18 protein-coding genes are annotated in these 23,037 nt (G+C 66.3%); 12 read left to right on the forward strand and 6 right to left on the reverse strand.

What is annotated here, in order from left to right; genetic code table 11:
• Positions 1 to 2 precede the first annotated feature (2 nt).
• Positions 3 to 479, reverse strand: coding sequence for a MarR family winged helix-turn-helix transcriptional regulator (locus tag AB4118_RS04670; protein WP_441488633.1), 477 nt, complete (start codon positions 477 to 479; stop codon positions 3 to 5).
• Positions 480 to 622: 143 nt separating this feature from the next.
• Between AB4118_RS04670 and AB4118_RS04675 the strand changes: the two genes are divergently transcribed.
• From AB4118_RS04675 to AB4118_RS04715, 9 genes are all read left to right on the forward strand, one after another.
• Complete coding sequence (locus AB4118_RS04675; RefSeq protein ID WP_441488634.1) at positions 623 to 1,393, forward strand: alpha/beta hydrolase; 771 nt, start codon at positions 623 to 625, stop codon at positions 1,391 to 1,393.
• Positions 1,394 to 1,587: 194 nt separating this feature from the next.
• Positions 1,588 to 2,295 (forward strand): GntR family transcriptional regulator, encoded by a 708-nt coding sequence (locus AB4118_RS04680; RefSeq protein ID WP_441488635.1) that lies wholly within the window; start codon positions 1,588 to 1,590, stop codon positions 2,293 to 2,295.
• A 123-nt stretch (positions 2,296 to 2,418) separates the two neighbouring features.
• A complete protein-coding gene (locus AB4118_RS04685; RefSeq protein ID WP_441488636.1) occupies positions 2,419 to 3,381 on the forward strand; it encodes a dihydrodipicolinate synthase family protein in 963 nt (320 codons plus the stop codon).
• 87 nt (positions 3,382 to 3,468) lie between these two features.
• Positions 3,469 to 4,710: an NAD(P)/FAD-dependent oxidoreductase gene (locus AB4118_RS04690; RefSeq protein ID WP_441488637.1), complete on the forward strand. Its 1,242-nt coding sequence runs from the start codon at positions 3,469 to 3,471 to the stop codon at positions 4,708 to 4,710.
• A 12-nt stretch (positions 4,711 to 4,722) separates the two neighbouring features.
• Entirely contained in the window at positions 4,723 to 5,724 is a 1,002-nt protein-coding gene (locus tag AB4118_RS04695) for a 4-hydroxyproline epimerase (RefSeq protein WP_441488638.1), read from the forward strand.
• A gap of 249 nt (positions 5,725 to 5,973) precedes the next feature.
• The gene (locus tag AB4118_RS04700; RefSeq protein ID WP_441488639.1) at positions 5,974 to 6,798 is read left to right on the forward strand and encodes an inositol monophosphatase family protein; all 825 of its coding nucleotides are present in this window, start codon (positions 5,974 to 5,976) and stop codon (positions 6,796 to 6,798) included.
• A 57-nt stretch (positions 6,799 to 6,855) separates the two neighbouring features.
• Complete coding sequence (locus AB4118_RS04705) at positions 6,856 to 7,914, forward strand: ABC transporter ATP-binding protein (protein ID WP_441488640.1); 1,059 nt, start codon at positions 6,856 to 6,858, stop codon at positions 7,912 to 7,914.
• Positions 7,911 to 9,551: an ABC transporter permease gene (locus AB4118_RS04710; protein ID WP_441488641.1), complete on the forward strand. Its 1,641-nt coding sequence runs from the start codon at positions 7,911 to 7,913 to the stop codon at positions 9,549 to 9,551. Before AB4118_RS04705 ends, AB4118_RS04710 begins: the two co-directional genes overlap by 4 nt.
• Positions 9,552 to 9,636: 85 nt before the next feature.
• The gene (locus AB4118_RS04715) at positions 9,637 to 10,644 is read left to right on the forward strand and encodes an ABC transporter substrate-binding protein (protein ID WP_441488642.1); all 1,008 of its coding nucleotides are present in this window, start codon (positions 9,637 to 9,639) and stop codon (positions 10,642 to 10,644) included.
• A gap of 90 nt (positions 10,645 to 10,734) precedes the next feature.
• Here the strand turns inward: AB4118_RS04715 and AB4118_RS04720 are convergent, their stop codons facing one another.
• Positions 10,735 to 11,367: a LysE family translocator gene (locus AB4118_RS04720; protein WP_441488643.1), complete on the reverse strand. Its 633-nt coding sequence runs from the start codon at positions 11,365 to 11,367 to the stop codon at positions 10,735 to 10,737.
• Positions 11,368 to 11,798: 431 nt separating this feature from the next.
• Here AB4118_RS04720 and AB4118_RS04725 point away from each other — a divergent pair, with 431 nt between their 5' ends.
• Genes AB4118_RS04725 through AB4118_RS04735 form a run of 3 tightly spaced genes read left to right on the forward strand, consistent with a single transcriptional unit; the run spans position 11,799 to position 16,775 of the window.
• Complete coding sequence (locus AB4118_RS04725) at positions 11,799 to 12,908, forward strand: efflux RND transporter periplasmic adaptor subunit (RefSeq protein WP_441488644.1); 1,110 nt, start codon at positions 11,799 to 11,801, stop codon at positions 12,906 to 12,908.
• Between the two features lie 16 nt (positions 12,909 to 12,924).
• Entirely contained in the window at positions 12,925 to 16,119 is a 3,195-nt protein-coding gene (locus tag AB4118_RS04730; protein WP_441488645.1) for an efflux RND transporter permease subunit, read from the forward strand.
• A 5-nt stretch (positions 16,120 to 16,124) separates the two neighbouring features.
• Positions 16,125 to 16,775, forward strand: a complete 651-nt coding sequence (locus AB4118_RS04735) for a TetR/AcrR family transcriptional regulator (RefSeq protein ID WP_441488646.1) — start codon at positions 16,125 to 16,127, stop codon at positions 16,773 to 16,775.
• Positions 16,776 to 16,842: 67 nt separating this feature from the next.
• Here AB4118_RS04735 and AB4118_RS04740 read toward each other — a convergent pair whose 3' ends face one another.
• The 4 genes from AB4118_RS04740 to AB4118_RS04755 all read right to left on the reverse strand — a co-directional run bounded on the left by AB4118_RS04740 (position 16,843) and on the right by AB4118_RS04755 (position 22,819).
• Positions 16,843 to 18,120 carry a c-type cytochrome gene (locus AB4118_RS04740; RefSeq protein WP_441488647.1) on the reverse strand — a complete coding sequence of 426 codons (1,278 nt, stop codon included), beginning with the start codon at positions 18,118 to 18,120 and terminating at the stop codon, positions 16,843 to 16,845.
• 5 nt (positions 18,121 to 18,125) lie between these two features.
• Positions 18,126 to 18,671, reverse strand: a complete 546-nt coding sequence (locus AB4118_RS04745) for a (2Fe-2S)-binding protein (protein WP_441488648.1) — start codon at positions 18,669 to 18,671, stop codon at positions 18,126 to 18,128.
• The gene (locus tag AB4118_RS04750) at positions 18,668 to 21,487 is read right to left on the reverse strand and encodes a xanthine dehydrogenase family protein molybdopterin-binding subunit (RefSeq protein ID WP_441488649.1); all 2,820 of its coding nucleotides are present in this window, start codon (positions 21,485 to 21,487) and stop codon (positions 18,668 to 18,670) included. Before AB4118_RS04750 ends, AB4118_RS04745 begins: the two co-directional genes overlap by 4 nt.
• A gap of 306 nt (positions 21,488 to 21,793) precedes the next feature.
• A complete protein-coding gene (locus AB4118_RS04755) occupies positions 21,794 to 22,819 on the reverse strand; it encodes a hypothetical protein (protein ID WP_441488650.1) in 1,026 nt (341 codons plus the stop codon).
• Positions 22,820 to 23,037 lie beyond the last annotated feature (218 nt).

Here is a 23,037-nt window from a genome sequence, read left to right on the forward strand (position 1 = left end):
GGTCATTCCACGCCCTCCGCTCCGGCCGCCTGGTGGGCGCCGGTTGCGTCGCGCATGCCCTGGCGCAGGGCCTGGACGCGGCTGTTGAGCTCGATCATCTCGGGGACGGCGAAGCCGGAATGGCGCAAGAGCGCATCGGTCAGGCACCCTGTCTTGGGATGCAGGCTCCTGCCTTTCTCCGTGAGATGGACCTCGACCAGACGCTCGTCGATGGTGCTGCGCTGGCGGGCGAGAAAGCCCGCCGCCTCGAGCCGCTTGACCGCGGGCGTGATCGTGCTCGGCTCGAGCGCGAGGCGCTCGCCGATCGCCCCGATCGTCAGGCCGTCCCGCTCCCAGAGCGCGCTCAGCACGAGATATTGCGTATAGGTCACGCCGAGCGCGTCCAGCATCGGCTTGTAGACGCGCTGGATCGCCAGCGAGGCGGAATAGATCGAGAAACAGAGCTGGCCGTCGAGCGGCAGCGTCGGGGCATCGGTCATCGGCATCCTCCAGGGGCCTCGCGGGCCCAGATCTCGAAAAACAATATCGCGATAAAGAAATTGCTTTACAAGGCCGCGGGGCCTCTGTATTGAATTACATATCGCGATAATGATTATCGCAGAAACAGGAAGGAGCCACCGTCATGACCAAGTCCCTGATCGCTGCCGCCGCCCTCTCCGCTACCGTTGCCCTCTCCGCCGTCGTCGCCGGCACGAGTGCCGAGGCCGCCCCTGCCGTGAAGAACGTCGTCCTCGTCCATGGTGGCTTCGTCGACGGCTCGGGCTGGCAGGGCGTATACAATCTCCTCCGCAAGAAGGGTTACAGCGTCACCATCGTCCAGAACCCGACGACCTCGCTGGCCGACGATGTCGCCTTCACCAAGCGGGCGATCGCCCAGCAGGATGGCCCGGTCATCCTGGTCGGCCATTCCTATGGCGGCGTCGTCGTCAGCGAGGCCGGCACCGATCCGAAGGTCAAGGCGGTCGTCTACATCGCCGCCTTCGCGCCGGATCAGGGCGAGTCGGTCTCCTCGCTGATCGCCAACCCGCCTCCCGGCGCCGCCGTCCCGCCGATCCTGCCGCCCGTCGACGGCTTCCTCGCCCTCGACAAGGCCAAGTTCGCCGCCGCCTTCGCCGCCGATGTCGATGCCGACACCGCGGCCCTGATGGCCGACTCGCAGGTGCCCTGGGGCGTCGCGGCGCTCACCGGCGCGGTCACCAATCCGGCCTGGAAGGTCAAGCCGAGCTTCTATCTTGTCGCCAGCGACGACCACATGATCCCATCCCCGGCCCAGCACCAGATGGCCAAGCGCGCCGGATCGACCGTCGTCGAGACCAAGGGCAGCCATGCCGTCTATGTCTCGAAGCCGACCGTCGTCGCCGAGATCATCGAGAAGGCCGCCAACGCGAAGTGACCGGACCAGGACGGTCGAGCCGATCCATCACCGTCGCCATCGATCTTCAGGGCGGGCCCAGAGCGGGCCCGCCCTTCCCGCTTTGGCTGTGCGTCAGGCGAGTTTCGTTTCGTTGCGTGCGCAAGGCGCCCCTCGAAGCGATTGATCCGCCTTGGCGCCGCCAGTATCCTTCTTGTCGACAAGAGGATCTGCCGATGAAGACGACGAAACAATCTGCCGCCGCTCCTGAGCGCAAGCGCGGCTCGGGCGTGAAGGTCGTCTATGATCTGTTGCGGGACGAGATCCTCGACCTGGTGCTGCCGCCGGGCAGCCCGATCGACGAAGTCCAGCTCGCCGAGCGGTTCAAGATGTCGCGCACGCCCATTCGCGAGGCCCTGGTGCGGCTCGCGGGCGAAGGGCTGATCGACACGCTGCCCAACCGCTCGACGATGGTGTCGAACCTCGATTTCCTCAACATGTCGCCCTTCTTCGACGCTCTCGTGCTGATGTACCGGGTGACGACGCAGCTCGCGGCCCAGCATCACCGCCCGCAGGATCTGGTCACCATCCGCGCCCGGCAGAAGGAATTCGCCGCCGCCGTGCAGGCGCAGGACGCGCTGGCGATGATCGCGACGAACGCGGCGTTTCATTCCGCCATCGCCGAGGCCGGCCGCAACCCGTATTTCAACAGCCTGTTCAGCCGCCTGCTCGATGAAGGGCGGCGCTTCCTCAGGCTCTACTATCAGTCCTACGAGGACCGGCTGCCGCAGCGTTTCGTCGAGGAGCATGAAGCGATGATCGCCGCGATCATCGCCCGGGACGTCGTCGCAGCAGAGCGCCTCGGCAAGGCCCACGCCGATCAGATCGTCCAGCAAATCCAGAAGCTTATGGTCGGCGACGAGCGCCTGGAGATTGCCCTTTAGGACGCTCGCCTAATTCTTGTCGACAAATAATATGCAAACAGATATATCAGGACGCAGAGACGAGCATCGTCGCCCTTGCGGCGCTGCGAACTCCACCATTCGGCAAGCCAGAAGGAGATCGACATGAAGGCCAAGATTTTCTCCGGTGTGATCCCCGCGCTGATGACCCCGTGCAAGGCGGATCGAACCCCCGACTTCGATGCCCTGGTGCGCAAGGGCAAGGAGCTGATCGCTGAAGGCATGTCGGCGGTGGTCTATTGCGGCTCGATGGGAGATTGGCCGCTGCTGACCGATGCCCAGCGCATGGAAGGCGTCGAGCGCCTGGTGAAGGCCGGCATTCCGGTGATCGTCGGCACCGGCGCGGTCAACACCGCTTTAGCGGTGGCTCACGCGGCCCATGCGCAGAAGGTCGGCGCCCAGGGCTTGATGGTGATCCCGCGCGTCTTGTCCCGCGGCACCGTCCTCCTCGCCCAGAAGGCGCATTTCAAGGCGATCCTCTCGGCTGCGCCGGATCTGCCGGCGGTGATCTATAACAGCCCCTATTATGGCTTCGCGACGCGGGCCGACCTGTTCTTCGCCCTGCGGGCCGAGCACAAGAACCTCGTCGGCTTCAAGGAATTCGGCGGTCCCGCCGACATGCGCTACGCCGCCGAGACCATCACCAGCGGCGACGATGACGTTTCGCTGATGATCGGCGTCGATACCGCCGTCGTCCATGGCTATGTGAATTGCGGCGCGACGGGCGCGATCACCGGCATCGGCAATGTGCTGCCGAAAGAAGTGATCCATCTCTGCAAGCTCTCCCAGGCGGCGGCGGCCGGCGATGCCGAGGCGCGCCAGCGCGCACTGGAGCTCGAACAGGCTCTCGGCGTGCTCTCGTCCTTCGACGAGGGTCCCGATCTCGTGCTCTATTTCAAGCATATGATGGTGCTGAAGGGGGCCAAGGAATACACCCTGCACTTCAACGAGACGGATGCCTTGACCGCGAGCCAGCGCGGCTATGCCGAGGCGCAGCTCGCGCTCTTCGACAGCTGGTATGCGGCCTGGAACACGCTTCCGGGCGCCGTCCAGAAATATGCCGCCTGAGGGTGGATTTGAGGTCGGGCGTGGCGGCGGAGCTTTCCGCCGCCACGCCGCGTCCGCTCGCCGATTGAGCCAAGCAGGTCTTCGTTGATGGCCGATCCCGATGTCATCGTCATAGGCGCCGGCGTCGTCGGCCTCTCCGTCGCGATCGCGGCGCAGGGGCGCGGCCTGTCGGTCATCGTGCTTGATCGCGAAGGACCGGCGGCCGGCGCGTCAGCCGGCAATGCCGGCGCCTTCGCCTTCACCGATATCCTGCCGCTCGCATCGCCCGGCATTCTCAAGAAGGCGCCGCGCTGGCTTGCCGACCCTTTGGGGCCGCTCTCGGTGCCGCCGCGCTATGCGCTGCAGATCGCCCCCTGGATGTATCGCTTCTGGCGAGCCTGCTCGCCCCGGAACGTGGAGCAGTCCACGGCGGCGCAGACGGCCCTGATGGACCTGTCGAAAGCCGAGCTCGAGCCGCTGCTGCAGGCCACCGGCACCAGCTTCATGCTGCGCAAGGAGGGCAACCTCCAGGTCTATGAGAGCGAAGCCGAGCTGAAGGCCTCGCTTCCCGGCTGGCAGGCGCGGGAAAGGCACGGCGTCGCATTTCGCCATCTCGATGCCGCTGACATGGCCGAGATCCAGCCCGGCCTTGCGCCGCGCTTCACGCATGGCACCTTCACGCCCGGCTGGTACTCGATTGCCGATCCCAAACTCTACACCCTGGCCCTCGCGGAGGCGTTCCGCAGCAAGGGCGGCGCGATCGAGCGTCTCGACGTCTCGGGCCTCACGCCACTCGGGGATACTGTCGCGATCCATTCGCGCGACGGCGGCACACGCCGCGCGCCGCAGGTCGTCATCGCAGCGGGCGCCTTCTCCCATCTGATCGCCCGCAGCCTCGCAGAGCACATTCCCCTCGAAACCGAGCGCGGCTACAACACCACCCTCCCCACTGACGCCTTCGACCTGCGCACGCAGATCACCTTCGGCGGCCACGGCTTCGTTGCGACCCGGCTCTCGACCGGCATCCGCGTCGGTGGCGCCGTCGAGCTTGGCGGCCTGAAGCTGCCGCCGAATTTCGCCCGTTCGGACGCGATGCTGAAGAAGGCGCGCCTCTTCCTGCCCGGCCTGAAGCCCGAGGGCGGCGTGCAGTGGATGGGCTTTCGTCCCTCGGTGCCCGACAGCCTGCCGGCGATCGGGCGGGCGCGGGCCACGCCACGCGTGATCCACGCCTTCGGCCATGGCCATCTCGGCCTGACCCAGTCGGCAGGCACAGCCCGGATCGTCGCCGATCTCTTGACCGGGCGCGAGCCCGCGATCGACCTTGCCCCCTTTTCCCCGCAGCGCTTCTGAAGGGCCCGGACCATGGCCAGCTACACCTTCTCCTGCATCGACGGACATACCTGCGGCAATCCGGTCCGCCTCGTCTCGGGCGGCGGCCCGCGGCTGGAAGGGGCCGACATGCTGGAGAAGCGCGCGCATTTCCTGCGCGAGTTCGACTGGATCCGCACCGGCCTGATGTTCGAGCCGCGCGGGCACGACATGATGTCGGGCTCGATCCTCTATCCGCCGACCCGGCCCGATTGCGACGTCGCCGTGCTCTTCATCGAGACCTCCGGCTGCCTGCCGATGTGCGGCCACGGCACCATCGGCACGATCACCATGGGCATCGAGAACGGCCTGATCACCCCGCGCGAGCCGGGCAAGCTCTCGATCGACGCGCCCGCCGGCAAGGTCGACATCACCTATCGCCAGGAGGGCCGCTTCGTCGAGGAGGTGCGCCTGACCAATGTGCCGGGCTTCCTCGCCGCCGAAGGCCTGACGGCCGAGGTCGAAGGGCTCGGCGAGATCGTCGTCGATGTCGCCTATGGCGGCAATTTCTATGCGATCGTCGAGCCGCAGAAGAATTTTCGGGATATGGCCGACCATACCGCCGGCGAGCTCGTCGGCTGGTCGCCAAAACTGCGCGCCGCGCTCAATGCCAAATACGAGTTCGTCCATCCCGAGCATCCGCAGATCAGCGGCCTCAGCCATATCCAGTGGACGGGCAAGCCGACGAAGCCCGAAGCGCACGCGCGCAATGCCGTGTTCTACGGCGAGAAGGCGATCGACCGCTCGCCCTGCGGCACCGGCACCTCGGCGCGCATGGCGCAGCTCGCGGCCAAGGGCCGGCTCAAGGTCGGCGACGAGTTCGTGCATGAATCGATCATCGGCTCGCTGTTCAACGGCCGCGTCGAGGCGGCGACCACCGTCGCGGGCAAGCCGGCGATCGTCCCCTCCATCGCCGGCTGGGCCAGGATGACCGGCATCAACACGATCTTCATCGACGATCGCGACCCATTCGCCCACGGCTTCGTCGTCACATAGGCGACAGAACAGACGCGAGCGCGGCATCGGGTGAACGCCGCGCTGGCCGTGCGCTTGCTTCCCGGCTAACAAGTTTTCGCGGAGCGACGGCCCGCTGTGTCACGCTGGAGCGGCCGTTCCTGAGGGCGGCAGGCGCGGCCCGGCGGTTTTTCCGGGCATCGCTCCTCGTTCCATGCCCCGCACGGCGCCCGATTCCATAGTCGGCGAAGCAAAATACTTATTGTATTTTTCTTGTATCATGACATTCTGATGACATATCGAAGCGGTGGTGAGGCGGGGATGCGCTCCAAGGAAGAGGAAGACAGCTGGCTCGCCTTCGCCTGGCAATTGGCGCAGGAGAGCGGCAGCATCCTGCGGGAGGCGGCAACCGTCCGGCCCGATGTCGAGGTCAAGCCCGACCGCAGCTTCGTCACCGCGCTCGATGCGCGCATCGAACGGCGCCTGCGCGAGCGCATCGCCGACCGCTTTCCCAGCCATGGCATCATCGGCGAGGAGGAAGCCTCCGCGAATCCCGACGCCGATCTGGTCTGGGTGCTCGATCCGATCGACGGCACCGCCGCCTTCATTGCCGGCCTGCCGGTCTATGGCACGCTGATCGCGCTGATGCGCGAGGGCGAACCGATCATCGGCATCATCGACCATCCCGTCACCGGCGACCGCTGGATCGGCGTCAGGGGCCGGCCGACCCTGCATAATGGCAGCCCCTGCCGCACCCGCGCCTGCGGCGCGCTGGGCGAGGCCATTCTTTCCGCCAGTAATCCCGATTTCTTCGACGACGAGGAGCGCCCGGCGCTCGATGCCATGCGCGCGGCGACCGCCTGGCGGATCTGGGGCGGCGCCTGCATGAGCTTTGGCCTGCTGGCGAGCGGACGCACCGATGCCGCCTTCGACACCAGGATGAAGCTCTGGGACTTCGCGCCCTTCCGCCCGATCATCGAGGGCGCCGGCGGTGTCGTCACCGACTGGGAAGGCCAGCCGCTCACCCAGAGCACGGGCAAGCGCATCATGGCGGCGGGCGATCCCGCGCGCCACCGCGAGATGCTGCGGCTCGTCGAGACCAGCATGAAACACTGAGCCAACCCGCTCCGAGACGGCGCCGATCCGCCGGAGTTCCAGCACTGAGGGGGAGATATGGGTATCGCGATCGAGAATCTGGCCGTCGCCTATGGCGGCCAGCGCGTCATCGACGGGCTCGAACTGACGATCGAGCCGGGCTCCTTCTTCACCCTGCTCGGCCCCAGCGGTTGCGGCAAGACCACCCTGCTGCGCACCATTGCCGGCTTCGTCCCGGCCGAGCGCGGGCATCTGCGCTTCGGCGGCACCGAGGTGACGCATCTGCCGCCGCATAAGCGCGATATCGGCATGGTCTTCCAGGACTATGCGCTGTTTCCCGACAAGACCGTCTTCGACAATGTCGCCTATGGCCTGCGTGCTCGCCGGCAGGCGGAAGGCGTGATCAAGTCCAAGGTCCAGGCCTCACTGGAGCGCGTCGGCCTCGGCCATCTCGGACAGCGCCATCCGGCTGCGCTCTCGGGCGGCCAGCGCCAGCGCGTCGCGCTGGCGCGTGCCCTCGTCATCCAGCCGCAGGTGCTGCTCATGGACGAGCCGCTCTCCAATCTCGATGCCAAGCTGCGCCTGCAGGTGCGCGAGACCATCGTCGAGCTGCAGCGCGAGGCGAAGATCACCACCGTCTTCGTCACCCATGATCGCGAGGAGGCGCTGGCCATGTCCGACCGCATCGGCGTGATGAACCAGGGCCGGCTCGAGCAGGTCGGCACCGCGGCGCAGATCTATCGCGAGCCCCGCACCAGCTATGTCGCGGACTTCGTCGGCGGCGCCAATCTGGTCGAGGTCGACACGCTGGCGCGCCAGGCCGGCGAGACCGGCCCCGTCGTGCTCGACGGCACGGCGATCGCGGCCCGTGCGCCGGCGGCGCTTGCAGCCGGCCGCGCGACGCTGGTGGCACGGCCCGAAGACATCCTGCTTGCCGAGCCCGGCAGCGCCGGCACCCTGCCCGGCCGCATCGCGCATCGGCAATATCTCGGCGGCAAGACCAGCTACAAGGTCGTGCTCGACAGCGGGCGCGTTCTGGCGGTCGATCTCCAGAGCGGCGCCCATGACCGTTTCGAGCCCGGCGCCAAGGTCGGCCTCGGCTTCGATCCGGCCCGGACGCTGGTGCTCGCATCATGAGCCGGCAGTTCCGCTCGGTCTGGTTCTGGTTCTCGGCGCTCGCGCTCGGGATCCTGGCCGTGTTCCTGCTCTATCCCCTGCTCAGGGTGCTGACCGGCAGCCTGGGCAGCGGCAGCCATAGCGGCTGGGCGCTGCTCGCGGCCGATCCGAAATATTTCGCCGCCATCCTCAACACGATCGTGCTCGGCGTCGCCGTCACCCTGACCACGACGCTGATCGGCGTGCCGCTCGCCTATTTCACGGCGCGCTTCGAATTCCCGGGCAAATCGATCGTCGCGGTGCTGCCGCTGATCACGCTCGTCATCCCCGAGGTCATAGCGGCCCAGACCTGGCTGATGATGCTCGGCAATAACGGCTTCATCACCCGCTATCTCGGCGCGCGCGGCATCGACATCCCGAGCTTCTACGGCTGGCCCGGCCTGATCACGGTGATGACCTTCACCTATTACACCTACATCTATATCGGCACGCTCGCCGCCATCCGCGGCTTCGACGTCCAGCTCGAGGAAGCCGCCCAGAGCCTCGGCACCTCGCCGGCCCGCTCGCGGCTGCGCGTGATGCTGCCCGTGGTCCTGCCCTCGGTTCTGGCGAGTTCGCTCCTCGTCTTCACGCTCGTCGTCGGCAATTTCGCGACCGCGACCATTCTGGGCAGCCGCGTGCCGCTGCTCTCGGTGCTGACCTACCAGGCGGCGGTCGCCGAGGGCGGCTCCGACCCGGTGATGCAGTCGACGCTGGCGACGGTCTCGATCGCGCTCGTGATGATCGTGCTCTTCGTGCAGCGCTGGATCGTCTCGCGCGGCCGCCACGAGGTCACGCAGGGGCGCGGCGCCAGGGCCGAGCGGCTGCGCGGCCTGCCCGGCCTGTTCATCGGCCTGCTCGCCGGGCTGCTCGTCGTCGTCTCGCTGCTGCCGCTCGGCTCGATCGTGATCGGCGCCTTCACCGTCTCGCGCGGCCCGGTGATGCGCTGGGGCGAATGGACGACGGCCCATGTCGAGCGGCTGGTGCGGATCGCGCCCGATCCGGTGCTGAACACGCTGGCCTATTCCGCCGTCGCGACCGTGATCGGCATCACCTTCAGCGCGCTCGTCAGCTATCTCATCGTTAAGAAGCGCAATATCCTGACGCCGGCGCTGGATTATCTGACGGCGCTGCCGCTGGCACTGTCGGGCACGATCATCGGCCTTGGCCTTGTGATGTCTTTCAACACCGGCTTCCTGCCGCTGACCGGCACGGCGAGCATCATCGTGCTCGCCTATGTCGTGCGCCGCCTGCCTTTCGGCATCCGCAACTCCTCCTCGACGCTCTACAACATCCCGAATTCGATCGAGGAGGCCTCGGTCAGCCTCGGCGTGCCGCCGGTCACGACCTTCTTCAAGGTCGTGCTGCCGCTGATGCTGCCGGCGGTCGCCGCAGCCGCCGTTCTGACCTGGACGACCACCGTCGCCGAGCTCTCGGCCTCGATCATCGTCTATTCCGGCGGACGCGAGACGATGCCGATCCAGATCTACAAGCTGATCGATTCCAACCTGATGGCCTCGGCCTCCGCCTATGGCCTCGTGCTGGTCGCGGTGATCCTGATCCCGATCATCGTCGCGACCCGCGTCTTCAAGATCGACCTGTTCTCGTCAAAGGCCTGAACGGTTCCAGCCAACGACCAAGCCGGGCCGGCTCCGCCTCGCCGTCCGGACACAGCAAGGGGAAGGCGGGGAGAAAGGAACGACCATGACAAACCTGATCGACCGCCGCGCTGTCCTTGCCGGGCTCGCCGGCCTTGCGGCCGCACCGGCGCTACCGGCTTTCGCCCAGGGTGCTGCGGGCACCGTCGTGCTCTACACCTCGAACAATGCCCAGGCGGTGGACGCCGTGCTCGGCGTCGCCAAGGACAAACAGGCAAAGCTCAAGATCAGCACGATCACCGGCGGTTCGGGCCAGCTCCTGCGCCGGATCGAGGCTGAAGCCGCCAAGCCCCAGGCCGATCTGTTCTGGAGCTCGAGCGCCAATACGCTCGGCGCCTTCAAGCCGCTCTTCGAGCCCTATGCCTCGCCGGAAGCCGCCGCGATCCCGGCAGCCCTGCGCCAGCCGGAGAACCTCTGGACCGCCTCGAACGTCCATCTCGTCGTGGCCATGGTCAACAAGAACCAGCTCGGCGGCAAGCCGGCGCCGAAGACCTGGAAGGAGCTGCTCGACCCGGCTTTCAAGGGCAAGATCATCATCGCCGACCCCGCCAACAGCTCGACCGCCTATACGATCCTGTGGGGCGTCGAGAAGCTGCTCGGCCCCGATGGGCTGAAGGCGCTCGCCGCGAACCTGACCGTCTCCAGCGCCGCCTCGACCGTGCTGCGCAGCGTCGGCCAGGGAGAATACCCGATCGGCCTGACCTTCGAGTCGAACGCCTATGCCTATGTCGCCGGCGGTCAGCGCGAGATCTCGCTGGTCTACCCCAGCGAAGGCACGTTCAGCACGCCGGAATTCCAGGTGCTGATCAAGGGTGCGCCGGGCGGCGCCACGGCAAAGGCCGCCTATGACCTGATGCTGTCGAAGGAGGCCCAGATCGCGCTCCTGGAGAACGCCTTCCGCCGGCCGAGCCGCAGCGACATCGACGTCTCCAAACATGTCGAGCTGCCGGCCATGGACAGCGTCAAGGTCTTCGGCATCGACGAGGACGAGGCGGCCGCCAAGCGCGACGAGTTCCTGAAGCGCTGGCAGTCCTTCTCCAGCGCCGCGAAGTAAGGCCGAAAGCTCATCTCTTGAAAACGCCCGGCCACGGTTTCCGCGGCCGGGCGTTTTTTTGCCTCGGGTCGTGTCACGCGCGAGGCGCGCTCAGTTCCTGGCCCCGAGCGCAAGCCGGCAGGCGAGCCCCGCAAACACGCCCGCGAGCAGATACTGGGGCAACCTGGGGAAGCGGAGCCGGCCGGCAACAAGGCTGCGCAGCCGGTGGCCGAGCAGGATCACCGCGCCGTTCACGAGAAAGCCGATGCCGTTGATGATCGTGGCGAGCACCAGCATCTGCGCCGCCATCGAGCCGCCTTCAGGCGTCACGAATTGCGGAAACAGCGCCAGCACGAAGAGCGCCATTTTCGGATTGAGCAGGTTGGTCGCAAGGCCCTCCCCGAGGATCCGCCGCCCCGACAGCCGCTGCAGCGTCGCCGTCGGGGAGAAGCCAGCTCCGTCGGAGCGCACGGTCTTCCAGGCGAGATAGAGCAGATAGGCGCAGCCGGCCCAGCGCAGGATCTCATAGGCGATCGGCACGGTCAGGAAGAGCTGGGAGAGCCCGAGCGCGGCAGCAAGCGCATGGCAATAGGTGCCGAGCGCGATGCCGACATAGGTCAAAAACCCGGCGCCGCGCCCCTGGCTGATGCTGCGCGAGGCAATCAGCAGCATGTCGGGACCGGGCGTGGCGGTGAGCACCAGGCAGGCGGCGGCAAAGAGCATGAGGGTGGAGAGATCCGGCATTGCGATTTCCTTCGAAAGGAGCCGGAATTCCGCTCTATCAGGATTCGCTGATCGGGCAAGGCGCCCTCCCCGGTGTGACCGGCCCCAGCGGCAGATCGAACGCGCGCGGCGATTTCGGGCTCCCCGTCAGCGCTCTCACGACCACGCTCGAGCTGACGCTCGGTGCGCGCCATGGCCCCTTTCAGCGAGTACTGACACTTCGCGGAGACTGCCCCCCGAACGCGGCGAGCGCCGGGGCGGCCCAGGCGGAAGGTCCCGCAGCGACGATAATCAAATGACAAAATACGTGTGATGAATATTGACATTCGTCACACGTTAGCCGATCATGCTTGCGCTACCGGTGTTTCCTGAAGGTGCGATCCGCGCGTCAAACCCGCGATCCAGACCTTCCGCAGCACCCCTGTCCGGCCTCACAACAGTTCGAGGGCGCCATGCGCGGATCACCACTGCTTTCCAACGTCTTTCGCGCCACATCCATTGTGGGGCTCGCCGCGGTGCTCGCCGGTTGCGGGCCTTCGGACGGCGCAGAGCGCGCCGAAACGCACGACCAGGCCCGCCCCGTCCTGGCTCCGGCCGTCGCCTTCGAGCCAAGGACCGGCGAGCGCAGCCTCGTCGGTGTCATTCGTGCCCGCGTCGAAAGCGATCTTGGCTTCCGCGTGCAGGGGAAGGTCGCCAAGCGGCTCGTGAATGTCGGCGACGTGGTCCGGGACGGCGACGTGCTCGCCACGCTCGACGAGGCCGATTTCGGGCTCCAGGTCGCGCAGGCCGAGGCGGAGCGCGCGGCAGCGGCCGCAAGCCGGGCGCAGGCCGAGGCCGATTTCGATCGTGCCAGGTCGCTGATCAAGCAGGGCTGGACGACGGCCGCCACGCTCGACGCAAGGCGCGCCGCTTCGGAGGAGGCGAGAAGCCGCCTCGCCCGCGCCGAACGCGCGCTGGACCTCGCCAGGAACGCCTCGTCCTACGCCGTCCTGCGCGCCGACGCGAACGGTGTCATCACGGCGACCGCGGTCGAGCCCGGCCAGGTCGTCCAGCCGGGATACGCGGCGATCCGGCTTGCCCGCACGGCAGAAAAGGAGGCCGTCGTGGCGATCCCGGAGGCCTCGGTCGAACGCGCGCGACAGGCGAAGGCCGTCGTCACGCTCTGGTCGAACGCCGGGGTCCGCTATGGCGCGACCTTGCGTGAATTGTCGCCTGCCGCCGACGCCGCGACGCGGACCTATCTCGCGCGCTTCCCTGTCGCGGCAGCAGGCCCGGAAGTGCAACTCGGCATGACGGCGACCGTAACCCTGACCGATTCCGATCCCGAGCGCATCGTTCGCCTGCCGCTGACAGCGCTCGTCAACCAGGGCGCGGGGCCGTCGGTGTGGACCGTGCGCCCGGACGGAAAGCTCGCAGCCAAGCCGGTCACTGTCGCCGTCTACGAAGCGAAGGACGTGATCGTCTCTGCCGGGCTCGCGGAGGGCGACCGCGTGGTCCTGCTTGGCGCGCAGAAGCTCGACGCCGGCCTGACGGTTCGCGCCGTCGATCAATTCTCATTCTGAGAAGGCCCAGGACGCCATGAAAGAATTCAACCTTTCGCGCTGGGCTGTCGAGCACCGCGCCCTCGTCCTCTTCCTGATCATCGTGATCGCGATAGCGGGGACGCTGTCTTTCATGCGGCTCGGGCGTTCGGAGGATCCGAACTTCACGATCAAGGACGCCGTGCTGACGGCGGTGTGGCCAGGCGCCACGGCGCGCGAGATGCAGGACCAGGTCGCCGACCCCATCGAGAAGAAGCTCCAGGAGCTGGCCTATTTCGACAAGGTGCAGACCTATGTGAAGCCGTCATTTGCGGCCATGCAGATCTCGTTCAAGGACAGCACTCCGCCGGCCGAGGTCGCGGGCCTGTTCTATCAGCTCCGCAAGAAGATGGACGATGTCCGGCCCTCCCTGCCGGCGGGCGTGATCGGCCCGAATGTCAATGACGAGTACGGCGATGTCGACTCGATCCTCACGATGCTGACGGGAGACGGCGCAGATTACGCTCAGCTCAAGAAGGTCGCCGATGCGTTGCGGCAACGGCTGCTCCGGGTTCCCGGCGTCGCGAAGGTGAACATCTACGGCGTCCAACCGGAGCGCATCTATGTCGAGTTCAGCCATGCCAAGCTGGCGACGCTCGGCGTGGCGCCGCAGGCGCTCTTCGACTCGCTTGCCCGCCAGAACGACGTGACGCCCGCCGGGACCGTCGAGACGAACGCGCAACGCATTCCGCTTCGCGTCACCGGAGCGCTCGACGGCGTCAAGGCGGTGGCCGAAACGCCGGTCGATGCAGGAGGACGCACCTTCCGGCTGGGCGATATCGCAACCGTGACGCGCGGCTTCGTCGACCCACCGACCTTTCTTGTCCGCCAACGCGGCGAACCCGCGCTCGGCGTGGGCGTCGTCATGGCGCGCGGCGCCAATATCCTGAATTTCGGCAAGGACGTGACCGCGGCGACGCGCGCTTTCCAGTTGGACGTGCCGCAGGGGGTCAAGTTCGAGCAGATTGCCGACCAGCCCGAGATCGTCGCGGAGTCGATCTTCGAGTTCGAGCGCTCCTTCGTCGAAGCGCTCGCCATCGTGCTCGGCGTTTCCTTCCTGTCGCTCGGCTGGCGCACGGGGATCGTGGTCGCGCTTTCGGTGCCGCTGGTGCTCGCTGCCACCTTCGTCGTCATGTACATGCTCGGCATGGACCTGCACCGGATCACGCTCGGTGCGCTGATCATCGCGCTCGGGCTGCTGGTCGACGATGCCATCATCGCGGTCGAGATGATGGTGGTGAAGATGGAGCAGGGCTACGACCGCATCCAGGCGGCAGCCTTTGCCTGGCGATCGACCGCCTTCCCGATGCTGACCGGCACCGCCGTCACCGTCGCGGGTTTCCTGCCCGTCGGCTTCGCGAAGTCGGGTGCGGGCGAGTATGCCGGCGGCATCTTCTGGGTCGTCGGGATCGCGCTCGCCCTGTCCTGGATCGTGGCGGTGGTCTTCACGCCCTATCTCGGGGTCCTGCTGCTGCCGTCGTCGCTGTCCAAGGGCGGCGCACATGGAGACCCTGGCGCGATCTACGATACCCGCCTGTACCGCGCGCTGCGCCGGGCGATCCAGACCTGCGTGCGTTGGCGGCTGACGACTGTCGTCGTCACGGTCGGCATCTTCGCTGCTGCTGTCGTCGGGTTCGGCTTCGTCCAGCAGCAATTCTTCCCGTTATCGGAGCGCAAGGAGCTGTTCCTGCAGCTTCGCCTTCCCGAGGGCTCGTCGATCGGGGCCACGTCCGGCGTCGTCGCCGAGGCCGAAAAGCTGATCGGCCAGAGCGATCCCGACATCCAGACCTTCACGGCCTATGTCGGACAGGGCTCCCCGCGGTTCTGGCTCGGCCTGAATCCGACGCTGCCGAACGAGGCCTTCGCCGAGATCGTGATCCTGACGAAGTCGATCGAGGGCAGAGAGCGCGTCAAGTCGCGCCTCGATGCCGCGATCGGCGCTGGCGCCTTGACCCAGGCGCGCGCGCGCGTCGACCGCTTCTCCTTCGGACCGCCTGTCGGCTTTCCCGTCCAGTTCCGCGTGATCGGCCCTGACCCGATGAAGGTGCGCGAGATCTCCTACCAGGTCCGCGACGCCGTTCGCACAAACAAGAACGCGGTCAACCCGCATCTGGACTGGAACGAGATGTCGCCCTCGGTGAGGCTGGTGGTCGATCAGGAGCGGGCTCGCGCTCTTGGGCTGAACGTGCAGGATGTCTCGCAGACGCTGCAGACCCTCGTCTCCGGGGCGACCGTCACGACCGTTCGCGACGGCGTCGAGCAAGTCGCCGTGGTCGCGCGGGCTGGCGAAAGCGAAAGGCTGGATCTCGGCCATGTCGGCGACCTGACCATCGTCGCCCGCAACGGCGTCGCCGTTCCGCTGTCCCAGGTGGCAAGGCTCGACTATGTCCATGAGGATCCGATCCTGCGGCGTCGCAATCGCGACACCGTCATCACCGTGCGCGCCGACGTGGTGGACGGTGTCCAGCCGCCGGATGTGACGGGTCAGATCCTGCCGCGCCTGCAGTCGATCAAGAACAACCTGGAGCCGGGCTATCGCATCGAGACAGGAGGCGCAGTCGAGGAATCGGAGAAGGCGAACGCCGCGCTTTTCGTGCTCTTCCCCATCATGTTTCTCGCGATGCTGACCCTGTTGATGATCCAGCTGCAGAACTTCTCCCGCCTGGCCCTGGTCTTCATGACGGCGCCGCTTGGCCTGATCGGGACATCGGCAGGTCTCAATCTCGCCCACCAGCCCTTTGGCTTCACCGCGCTGCTGGGGCTGATCGCACTCGCCGGCATGATCATGCGCAATACGCTCATCCTCGTCGACCAGATCGAGAGCGATGTCGCATCGGGATCGCACAGCCGGCGCGAGGCGATCGTCGACGCGACGGTCAGGCGGGCGCGCCCCGTGGTGCTGACGGCGCTTGCGGCGATCCTGGCCATGATCCCACTGTCGTCGAGCGCATTCTGGAGCCCGATGGCCGTCACCATCATGGGCGGGCTCTTCGTCGCGACCTTTCTCACGATCCTGTTCTTGCCGGCGCTCTACGCGCTATGGTTCCGCAAGTCGCTGGATGAGCGTGGCGCGCCGGCGGGGCCGGAGCCAGTCACGCTTGTGCCGAGTTTCGCGACCTCGGTTGCCCACCAGATCATCGGACCGGCATCGCATCCGGCTCGACGATCGAACCTCACGACTGTCTCGGAGTAGCCTTGGTGACACATCCATCCCGTTACACGGCGCGCGTGACTGCCCAGAGCGAGAACGCGAGCCGCCGGCAGGACGGCATCGAGCCGCTGCAGGAGATTCTCGCGGTCGCCCGGCGGCTCTTCACGACCATTGGCTACCAGAAGACCACGGTCGCCGAGATCGCGGCCGAACTCGGCAAGAGCCCGGCCCATGTCTACCGCTTCTTTGACAGCAAGAGGGCCATCAACGAGGCCGTCGCCGAGCTTCTGCTGGGTCAGATTGGCGACGAGCTCGCGGTGATCGCCGCCGGACAATCGTCCCCTTCCGAGCGTCTTGCCGCCTTCCTGCTTGCGCTCTCCGAGCTCAGCGAGCGGCATTTCATGACCAATAGCCGCGTGAACGACATGGTCGAGGACGCGATGGCTGAAAGCTGGGGCGTCTGTCTTCGCTACATCCAGCGCGTCGAAGGCATGATCAGGACAATCGTCGAGGACGGCCAGGCTTCAGGCGATTTCAGCATCCAGGATGCGGCAGCCGGCGCAGCCTGCGTGAAGACGACCATGGTCTGCTTCATGCACCCGACGATGATGGCGCTGAGCGCGGAGCATGCGAGGCCCGAGATCGAACAGGTCATCGCCTATGCATTGCGGGGGCTCGGGGCCAAGCCCCGGCGCTGAGGAACGAAGCCCGCGCCGACCTGAGCGCCCGGTGCGTCGCCCGCAGATTGCGCAGACGGCTGGCCGATCAGCGCAGCCGCCGGACCTCTTCCACCGTCACGGTCGGCTTCTGGCCGCCCCAGTTCGCCCGCAGCCAGTTGGAGAGGTCGGCGACCTCCTGGTCGCTGAGCTGCGCGGCAAAGCCCGGCATGGGCTGCATCCGCTCGAGCCCGGGGAAGCGCTGGGCCGGGATGCCGGAGAGGATGACCCGGTTCAGGTTGCGCGCATCCGCCAGCCGCAGCGAGGCGTTGGTCGCCAGCGGCACCACGACATGCGGGATGCCCTGCCCCTCGACGCCATGGCAGCTGGCGCAGACGGCGAGATAGGTGGCGCGGGCCGATGCTGCAGTCTCGGCCGGAACGGCAACCGGCTGCGGCGGCACTGGGGGCGTCGCGCTCTCCGGCAGTGTGTCGAGGTCGAACAGATAGGCCGACATCGCCGCCAGATCGTCGGCGCTCAGATATTGCGTCGAGAAATGCACGACCTCGAACATCTGATTGGTCATGGCGCCCTGCGCCGAGATGCCGGATTTCATGAAGCTTGCGAAGACCAGCGGATCAAAACCCATGCGCGTCAGCCCGGCCTTGGTGATGTCGGGCGCTATGACGCCTTCCAGCTCCGCGCCCTGGAGATAGGCGCTCTCCTTCATGCCCATCGTGAGGTTGCGCGGCGTATGGCATTCGCCGCAATGGGCGAGCGCGTCGGTGAGATAGCGGCCGCGGTTCCAGGCCTCCGACCGTCCCGCCACCTCCGTCCTGGTGTCGCTCGAGAGGTTGACGAGGTTCCAGAAGGTCAGCCCTTGCCGGATATTCATGGGGAAAGGCAGGTGGTTGGTGCGGTTTGCCACCTTCATCGGCTCGCGGCTCATCAGGAAGGCGTAGACCGCGTCGACATCCCCAGCCGTCAGCTTGCGATAGGAGGCGTAGGGCATCGCCGGATAGAGATGGCCGTTCTTGCCGACGCCGTCGCGCACCGCGCGGTGGAACTCGGCGCGCGTCCAGGCGCCAATGCCGTGCTCCTTGTCGGGCGAGATATTGGTCGAGTAGATCGTCCCGAACGGCGTCTCGAATGGCAGCCCGCCGGCCCAGGGCGCGCCGCCCTTGGTGACATGGCAGGCATAGCAATCGGCGGCGACGGCGACATAGGCGCCGCGCTTGACGAGCGCTTTCATCTGCTCCGCCGTCAGCGGCTGCTCGATATCCCGGGAAACGACGCTGCGCTCCAGCAGGCCGAGGAAGACGGCTCCCGCCGCGAGCGCACCGATGAAGGCGACCGTCAGCACGGCCAGAAGCAGCTTCCTCGCCATGCGCGCTACGCCTTCACCAAGCCGGGTGTCCTGAGGACGAGATCGCGCACCGCCTCGAAATAGCGGACATAGCCGGTGCAGCGGCAGATATGCCGGTCGAGCGCCTCGCCGATCACCTGCTCCAGCGCCTCGCGCCGGACCGGGTTGCGCTTCAACTGGTCGAGCAGCACCGTTGCGCCGATGACGAAGCCGGGGGTGCAGTAGCCGCACTGGAAGGAGAAATGCTCGATGAAGGCCTGCTGGACCGGCGAGAGCTGCGTGATCGCGCCCTTGGCGTCGCGCCTGGCCTGACCCTCCACCGTCCTCACCTTGCGGCCAGTGAACCAGTGGGCGCCGGTGATGCAGGTGCGCATCTCCTCGAGCGAGCCGTCGCCCTTCTCGACGATCACGGTGCAGGCATGGCAGATGCCCTGGCCGCAGCCCATGCGCGAGCCGGTCAGGTTGAGATACTCGTAGAGGAAATCCTGCATCATCATCGTCTCCGGCACGTCGATCGGACCGACGGCCTCGTCGTTGATGGTCAGGGAGAGCGTGCGGGTCGCGATGGTCATGCCAGCGCCTCTCGGATCTTCTCGGGCGTGATCGGCAGGCTGTAGAAGCGCTTGCCGATGGCGTGGGCGACCGCGTTCACGATCGCCGGCACGACCGCGATCATCACCACCTCGGCCATACCCTTGGGCGGATCGGTCTCCGACAGCGGCGGCAGGATTTCGGCGGTCTGCGACCAGACCGCGACATCCCTGGAGGTCGGCAGCTCGTAGCGGTTCCAGTTCCAGGTGCCGTTGCCCGGCCCGTCCTCGTAGAGCGGCAGATATTCCTTCAGGGCGTGGCCGATGCCCATGGCGAGCCCGCCCTGGATCTGGCCGGAGACCAGCTCCGGCACGATCTGGTTGCCGCATTCGAGGATGGAGTGATGCGACAGCAGGCTGACCTCGCCGCTGCCGGTGTCGACGGCGATCTCGGCGAGCGTCGCCATCGGCGCGTAATAGGTGACGCCGGCATTGTTGCGCTGCGTCGGCGGGTAGGAGACCGAGGCCCGGTCGACGAAGTGCCAGCCTGCCTCCGTCATCAGGGCCTTGCGCTCGGCCGGCGCCCCTTCGCCGTATTGAACCGCCAGCGCATCGATGGCGAAGCGGCGGCGCCCAGTGCCCGGTACTTCGAACTCCGCCTCGGCCCATTGCCAGCGGTTGAAACTGTGCACCGTGACGCCGGTGACGAGGCCGAGCCGGTGCGCCTCGGCCGCGACCTCGGCAAAGGACAGAGGCTGCATGGCGGCAGCATTGATCGTGCCGCGGATGATGCGCAGATCCTCGCGGCGCACCACTTCGGGCGCCATCTGGCCGCCACCGATGCCGCGCGACCAGAGCGAGCGCGCCGCCGGCCAGAGCGCGAGATCGATAAGCGCGCGGGCCGCCTCGCGCGTCGCATGGCCGAGATAATAGACGCTGTTGGAGGCGCTCATCGGCGAGGTGAAACTCGGCGTCCAGCGCGGGTTCACTATACGCCGGTCTTCCTCCTCCTGGGAGAGCGTATAGGGCTCGTCGCTGGTCTCGAGCGGCATCTGCGGCCAGCGCACCTTGCCGAATTCGGTCTCGTCGGGTTGCCGGCCGAGGATGCCGGCGGCCATCACCGCCTGCGAGGTCGTGGCGCCCGTGCCGATCTCGTGCGCGACATGCGAGAGCTTAAGGCGGCCGCTCGCGTCGAATGCGAGCGCGCAGAGCGCCGCTTCGGCGCCGGTGCCGTAATCCTTGTGCACATGGCCGTAGCCGACGCCGTATTTCTTGCCGGGATTGGCAGCCTCGAAGGCGGCCTTGCGCTCTCGTCGCCCGGCCCAGAGCGGGTGCTTTTCCGCCCGCGCCAGGATCTCGTCATGACGCAGCGCGCCTGAGGGGATCGCGCCCTGCGAGTTCTTCATGCCCGATTTCAGCGCATTGCGCCGCCGGAACTCCATGGCATCGAGGCCGAGCGCTTCGGCGGCCTCGTCGACCATCATCTCGGTCGCCGCCATGGTCTGCAGGGTGCCGTAGCCGCGCATCGAGCCGGCATCGACGGCGCGCGAGGACAGGATCGCCGCGGAGAAATCGCTCTTCGGCAGGTAATAGATCGACTGCGCCGCCGTCGCACCGACCGTGCCGACCGAGACCGAAAAATTCTCGCGCCCGCCGCCATCATTGCGATAGCGCCCGGTCATCGCCCGGAATTGTCCGGTCTTGCGGTCGATGACCATGACCTTCTCCATCTGGAAGGCATGGCGCTTCAGCGCGGTCTGGAACTGCTCGTAACGGTCATTGGCCAGCCGGACCGGCCGGCCCTCTGCGTAAAGTCCGGCGAGCACGCAGTAGAACGGGAAGATCGCGTGGTCCTTGGTGCCGTAGCCGACGGTGTAGCCGATCTTGAGATCGATGCTCTTCAGCGGGAATGTCGACTTCGACACCATATGGGCCGCCATCTCGGCGACCTCGTGCGGGGACTGCGTGGCGATCAGGGCATGCAGGATACCGGTCGCGCGCTCGTACCAGACATTGCCGTTATCGGCCTCCATGGCCGAGGCATCGGCCGACTGGCTGGTAAAGCTGCGCCGCAGCACCAGCACGTCGTCACCGGCAGTGGCGATCTCGCGCTCGATCTCGACTGCTGCCGCCATGCCGCGCGCCATGGCGTCGCCGTCCCCAGCGGCGGGCCATTGCGGCTCCTCGCCCTTGAAACCGGTGCGGATCGTCGTGTCCTTGAGCGCGGAATAGCGGTCCTCGGCCTCAGGAGTACCGCCATCGATCCGGACATAGCGCGCCGCGCCATAGGGGCCGGGCGTGGTCGAGGGGCCCTCCGCGCCGTAGCGCACGACCGTGTCGTTGAAGCGCAGCCTGCGCTTGGCCGCGTCATAGCGGGCAAAATCGTGATAGATCAGCAGCGCGACCGGCTGGCCGAGCAGGCGCGCGGTCTCACCCTTCGGGACGAAGAAGACGTCGCCATAGAAGCCGGGCACCGGGATCGCGACGCCGTCCGCGACGAGGTCCTCGTGCAGCACCAGCCGATCCGGCCGGAGGTCCTCGCCGAGCAGGCTGAGATCGACGCCATCGAAGACGCGGTCGACCCGCGTCGCATGCAGCATGAAGGCATGCGCCTGCTGCTTCGGCCAGCCTGCGAGGTCGCGGGCGCGGTAGTCGCGCGTAAAGGTCTTGCCGCCGGTGACCTTGGCGATGGCGTCGAGCCGGTATTTCGGCTTGCCGCCGGCGAGCCAATCGGCGCCGGGATGCGGCGGCGTCTCGATCAGCTCCGCCTGGGTGGCCGAGGGCAGCAGCGAAATCCTGATGGCGACACCGGCCGCTGCGGCCTGGATGAAGGTTCTGCGGGATAGACCTGTCTTCACGCCGACACCCCGCTCGCTGACGAGCCGACTCTGCTCTCCCGCCGATATTATGGGCACAGGGACGGCGCGTATATCGATATTCGAATTGGTTTGGTTTCAGGGATTGGGGGTGCGCTTCGGCTGGGGGAATAGCCGCGCGGCCCTTTTGGGGCCGCCAACGCTGGCTGCAGCTTCGCGCCATACGCTGACATTGGCGGGCAGCCAGAAAGCGGATCTTCCGCACTCGTGAGGTAGGTGGCGGCTCTCGACCTGTTGCTGACTCCGGGTGGACTAAAGTGCCGTCCAGCAAGCGCCCCTTACGGTAGGCTATGCCGAGAGGAGCTCGGCGTAATCCTGCATAGGTCCAATGTCGAGAAATTCAGGGTGTAGGGTTCGGCGTGGCGTGTGCCGCGCTTCCATCACGATCCTTACTTCGCGTTGGTAGGCATATCCGAAATGCTTCGACATCTGGTGGACCCGCACTTTTATAAAATCTCGATACGGATCGTAGTAGGTGACAGGGCCGTAATGAGGCTTCCAGTCGGGGTATCTCGCAAGAAAACTCGAAATAACGCGCTGTGCGAACCTGCTCGGATCGCGGATGATCAGGGCAGAATCCGCGTCGAAATCGGTGGGCATGCGGTAGTAGATGCTGTCGCACAGGCTCACGAGAAAATAGTCCGGTGCCTCGACTGGTATGACAAGATCGCCGTCTCCGTACTCGATACGGTGTCCTTGAACCACCGTGTGGTGAATCCCCTTGAGCCGCTCGTGGAAGGTGGGGATGAAGAAGGTACGGTGGATCTCGTCGTCTTTAATCGCGGCATTATGAGAGACATCGTTGTAATATGAGGCAGGGCAAATGCGTAGACGTCCCGTGCGCAGCATCGGTTCTAGGAACTCGTGTCGCCCATACTTGACAGTGAAAGGCGTGGTTGGAGCTACGTAACCCCGGAATATCTTCGTGGCTATCGGCTCGCCGTTCTCGAAATATTTGAGCACAGGAGACTTTGCGGCAGCGATCACCTCCGTTGGGGGGCCACCCGTCCTCAGACCGTACTCGTCTAGAAGGTGGGTGAACTTCGCCATGAACGCATGCTCGTCCCCGAACGGAAGGAGCCCGATCTTGGCATCCGAACTCAACTCAGTTTGGTTGATGAATACGTCCTTGAAGCGCGAGCCCAGCCGTTCGTCCGGAGCACCAAGAAGGTAGGGGAACGAGGCGTACTCATGTCGCCAAATGTCGTCACGCTTGAGGGTGCCGTTCTGCCGGACGGCCATATCTTCGAAATGTTGCCGGCGCGCTTCCATCACCCGTGCGCGGTCTCTGAGCTGGCTGAGTGTGACTGTCATGGCCAAATCAACAAGAACTTTGGAACTAACGGCGCAGGCTGGCAAGTCTGTCAGAACTGGAAAACTTCCAGTGTCCCGTCTGTTGGTTGGGGTGCCCGAAAGCAGATAGCCCCCTTTCCACCCAAGCGGGTCGTTTGAGTGCCAAATGCCTTAGATCGCGATGCGCGTTCCAGCGGAGAACCAAGCATTGCGCGCTATGACGCGGAACTCAAGACGCG

Source organism: Allobosea sp. 2RAB26 (assembly GCF_052115465.1).
Classification (GTDB): Bacteria; Pseudomonadota; Alphaproteobacteria; order Rhizobiales; family Beijerinckiaceae; genus Allobosea.

What these genes read in the sequence shown, in the direction of transcription:
- AB4118_RS04725 (WP_441488644.1), top strand. Translation starts at nt 11,799, where the DNA reads ATGCGCGGATCACCACTGCTTTCCAACGTCTTTCGCGCCACATCCATT.
- AB4118_RS04755 (WP_441488650.1), bottom strand. Translation starts at nt 22,819, where the DNA reads ATGACAGTCACACTCAGCCAGCTCAGAGACCGCGCACGGGTGATGGAA.
- AB4118_RS04710 (WP_441488641.1), top strand. Translation starts at nt 7,911, where the DNA reads ATGAGCCGGCAGTTCCGCTCGGTCTGGTTCTGGTTCTCGGCGCTCGCG.
- AB4118_RS04670 (WP_441488633.1), bottom strand. Translation starts at nt 479, where the DNA reads ATGACCGATGCCCCGACGCTGCCGCTCGACGGCCAGCTCTGTTTCTCG.
- AB4118_RS04695 (WP_441488638.1), top strand. Translation starts at nt 4,723, where the DNA reads ATGGCCAGCTACACCTTCTCCTGCATCGACGGACATACCTGCGGCAAT.
- AB4118_RS04690 (WP_441488637.1), top strand. Translation starts at nt 3,469, where the DNA reads ATGGCCGATCCCGATGTCATCGTCATAGGCGCCGGCGTCGTCGGCCTC.
- AB4118_RS04740 (WP_441488647.1), bottom strand. Translation starts at nt 18,120, where the DNA reads ATGGCGAGGAAGCTGCTTCTGGCCGTGCTGACGGTCGCCTTCATCGGT.
- AB4118_RS04745 (WP_441488648.1), bottom strand. Translation starts at nt 18,671, where the DNA reads ATGACCATCGCGACCCGCACGCTCTCCCTGACCATCAACGACGAGGCC.
- AB4118_RS04680 (WP_441488635.1), top strand. Translation starts at nt 1,588, where the DNA reads ATGAAGACGACGAAACAATCTGCCGCCGCTCCTGAGCGCAAGCGCGGC.
- AB4118_RS04720 (WP_441488643.1), bottom strand. Translation starts at nt 11,367, where the DNA reads ATGCCGGATCTCTCCACCCTCATGCTCTTTGCCGCCGCCTGCCTGGTG.
- AB4118_RS04700 (WP_441488639.1), top strand. Translation starts at nt 5,974, where the DNA reads ATGACATATCGAAGCGGTGGTGAGGCGGGGATGCGCTCCAAGGAAGAG.
- AB4118_RS04685 (WP_441488636.1), top strand. Translation starts at nt 2,419, where the DNA reads ATGAAGGCCAAGATTTTCTCCGGTGTGATCCCCGCGCTGATGACCCCG.
- AB4118_RS04705 (WP_441488640.1), top strand. Translation starts at nt 6,856, where the DNA reads ATGGGTATCGCGATCGAGAATCTGGCCGTCGCCTATGGCGGCCAGCGC.
- AB4118_RS04715 (WP_441488642.1), top strand. Translation starts at nt 9,637, where the DNA reads ATGACAAACCTGATCGACCGCCGCGCTGTCCTTGCCGGGCTCGCCGGC.
- AB4118_RS04675 (WP_441488634.1), top strand. Translation starts at nt 623, where the DNA reads ATGACCAAGTCCCTGATCGCTGCCGCCGCCCTCTCCGCTACCGTTGCC.
- AB4118_RS04730 (WP_441488645.1), top strand. Translation starts at nt 12,925, where the DNA reads ATGAAAGAATTCAACCTTTCGCGCTGGGCTGTCGAGCACCGCGCCCTC.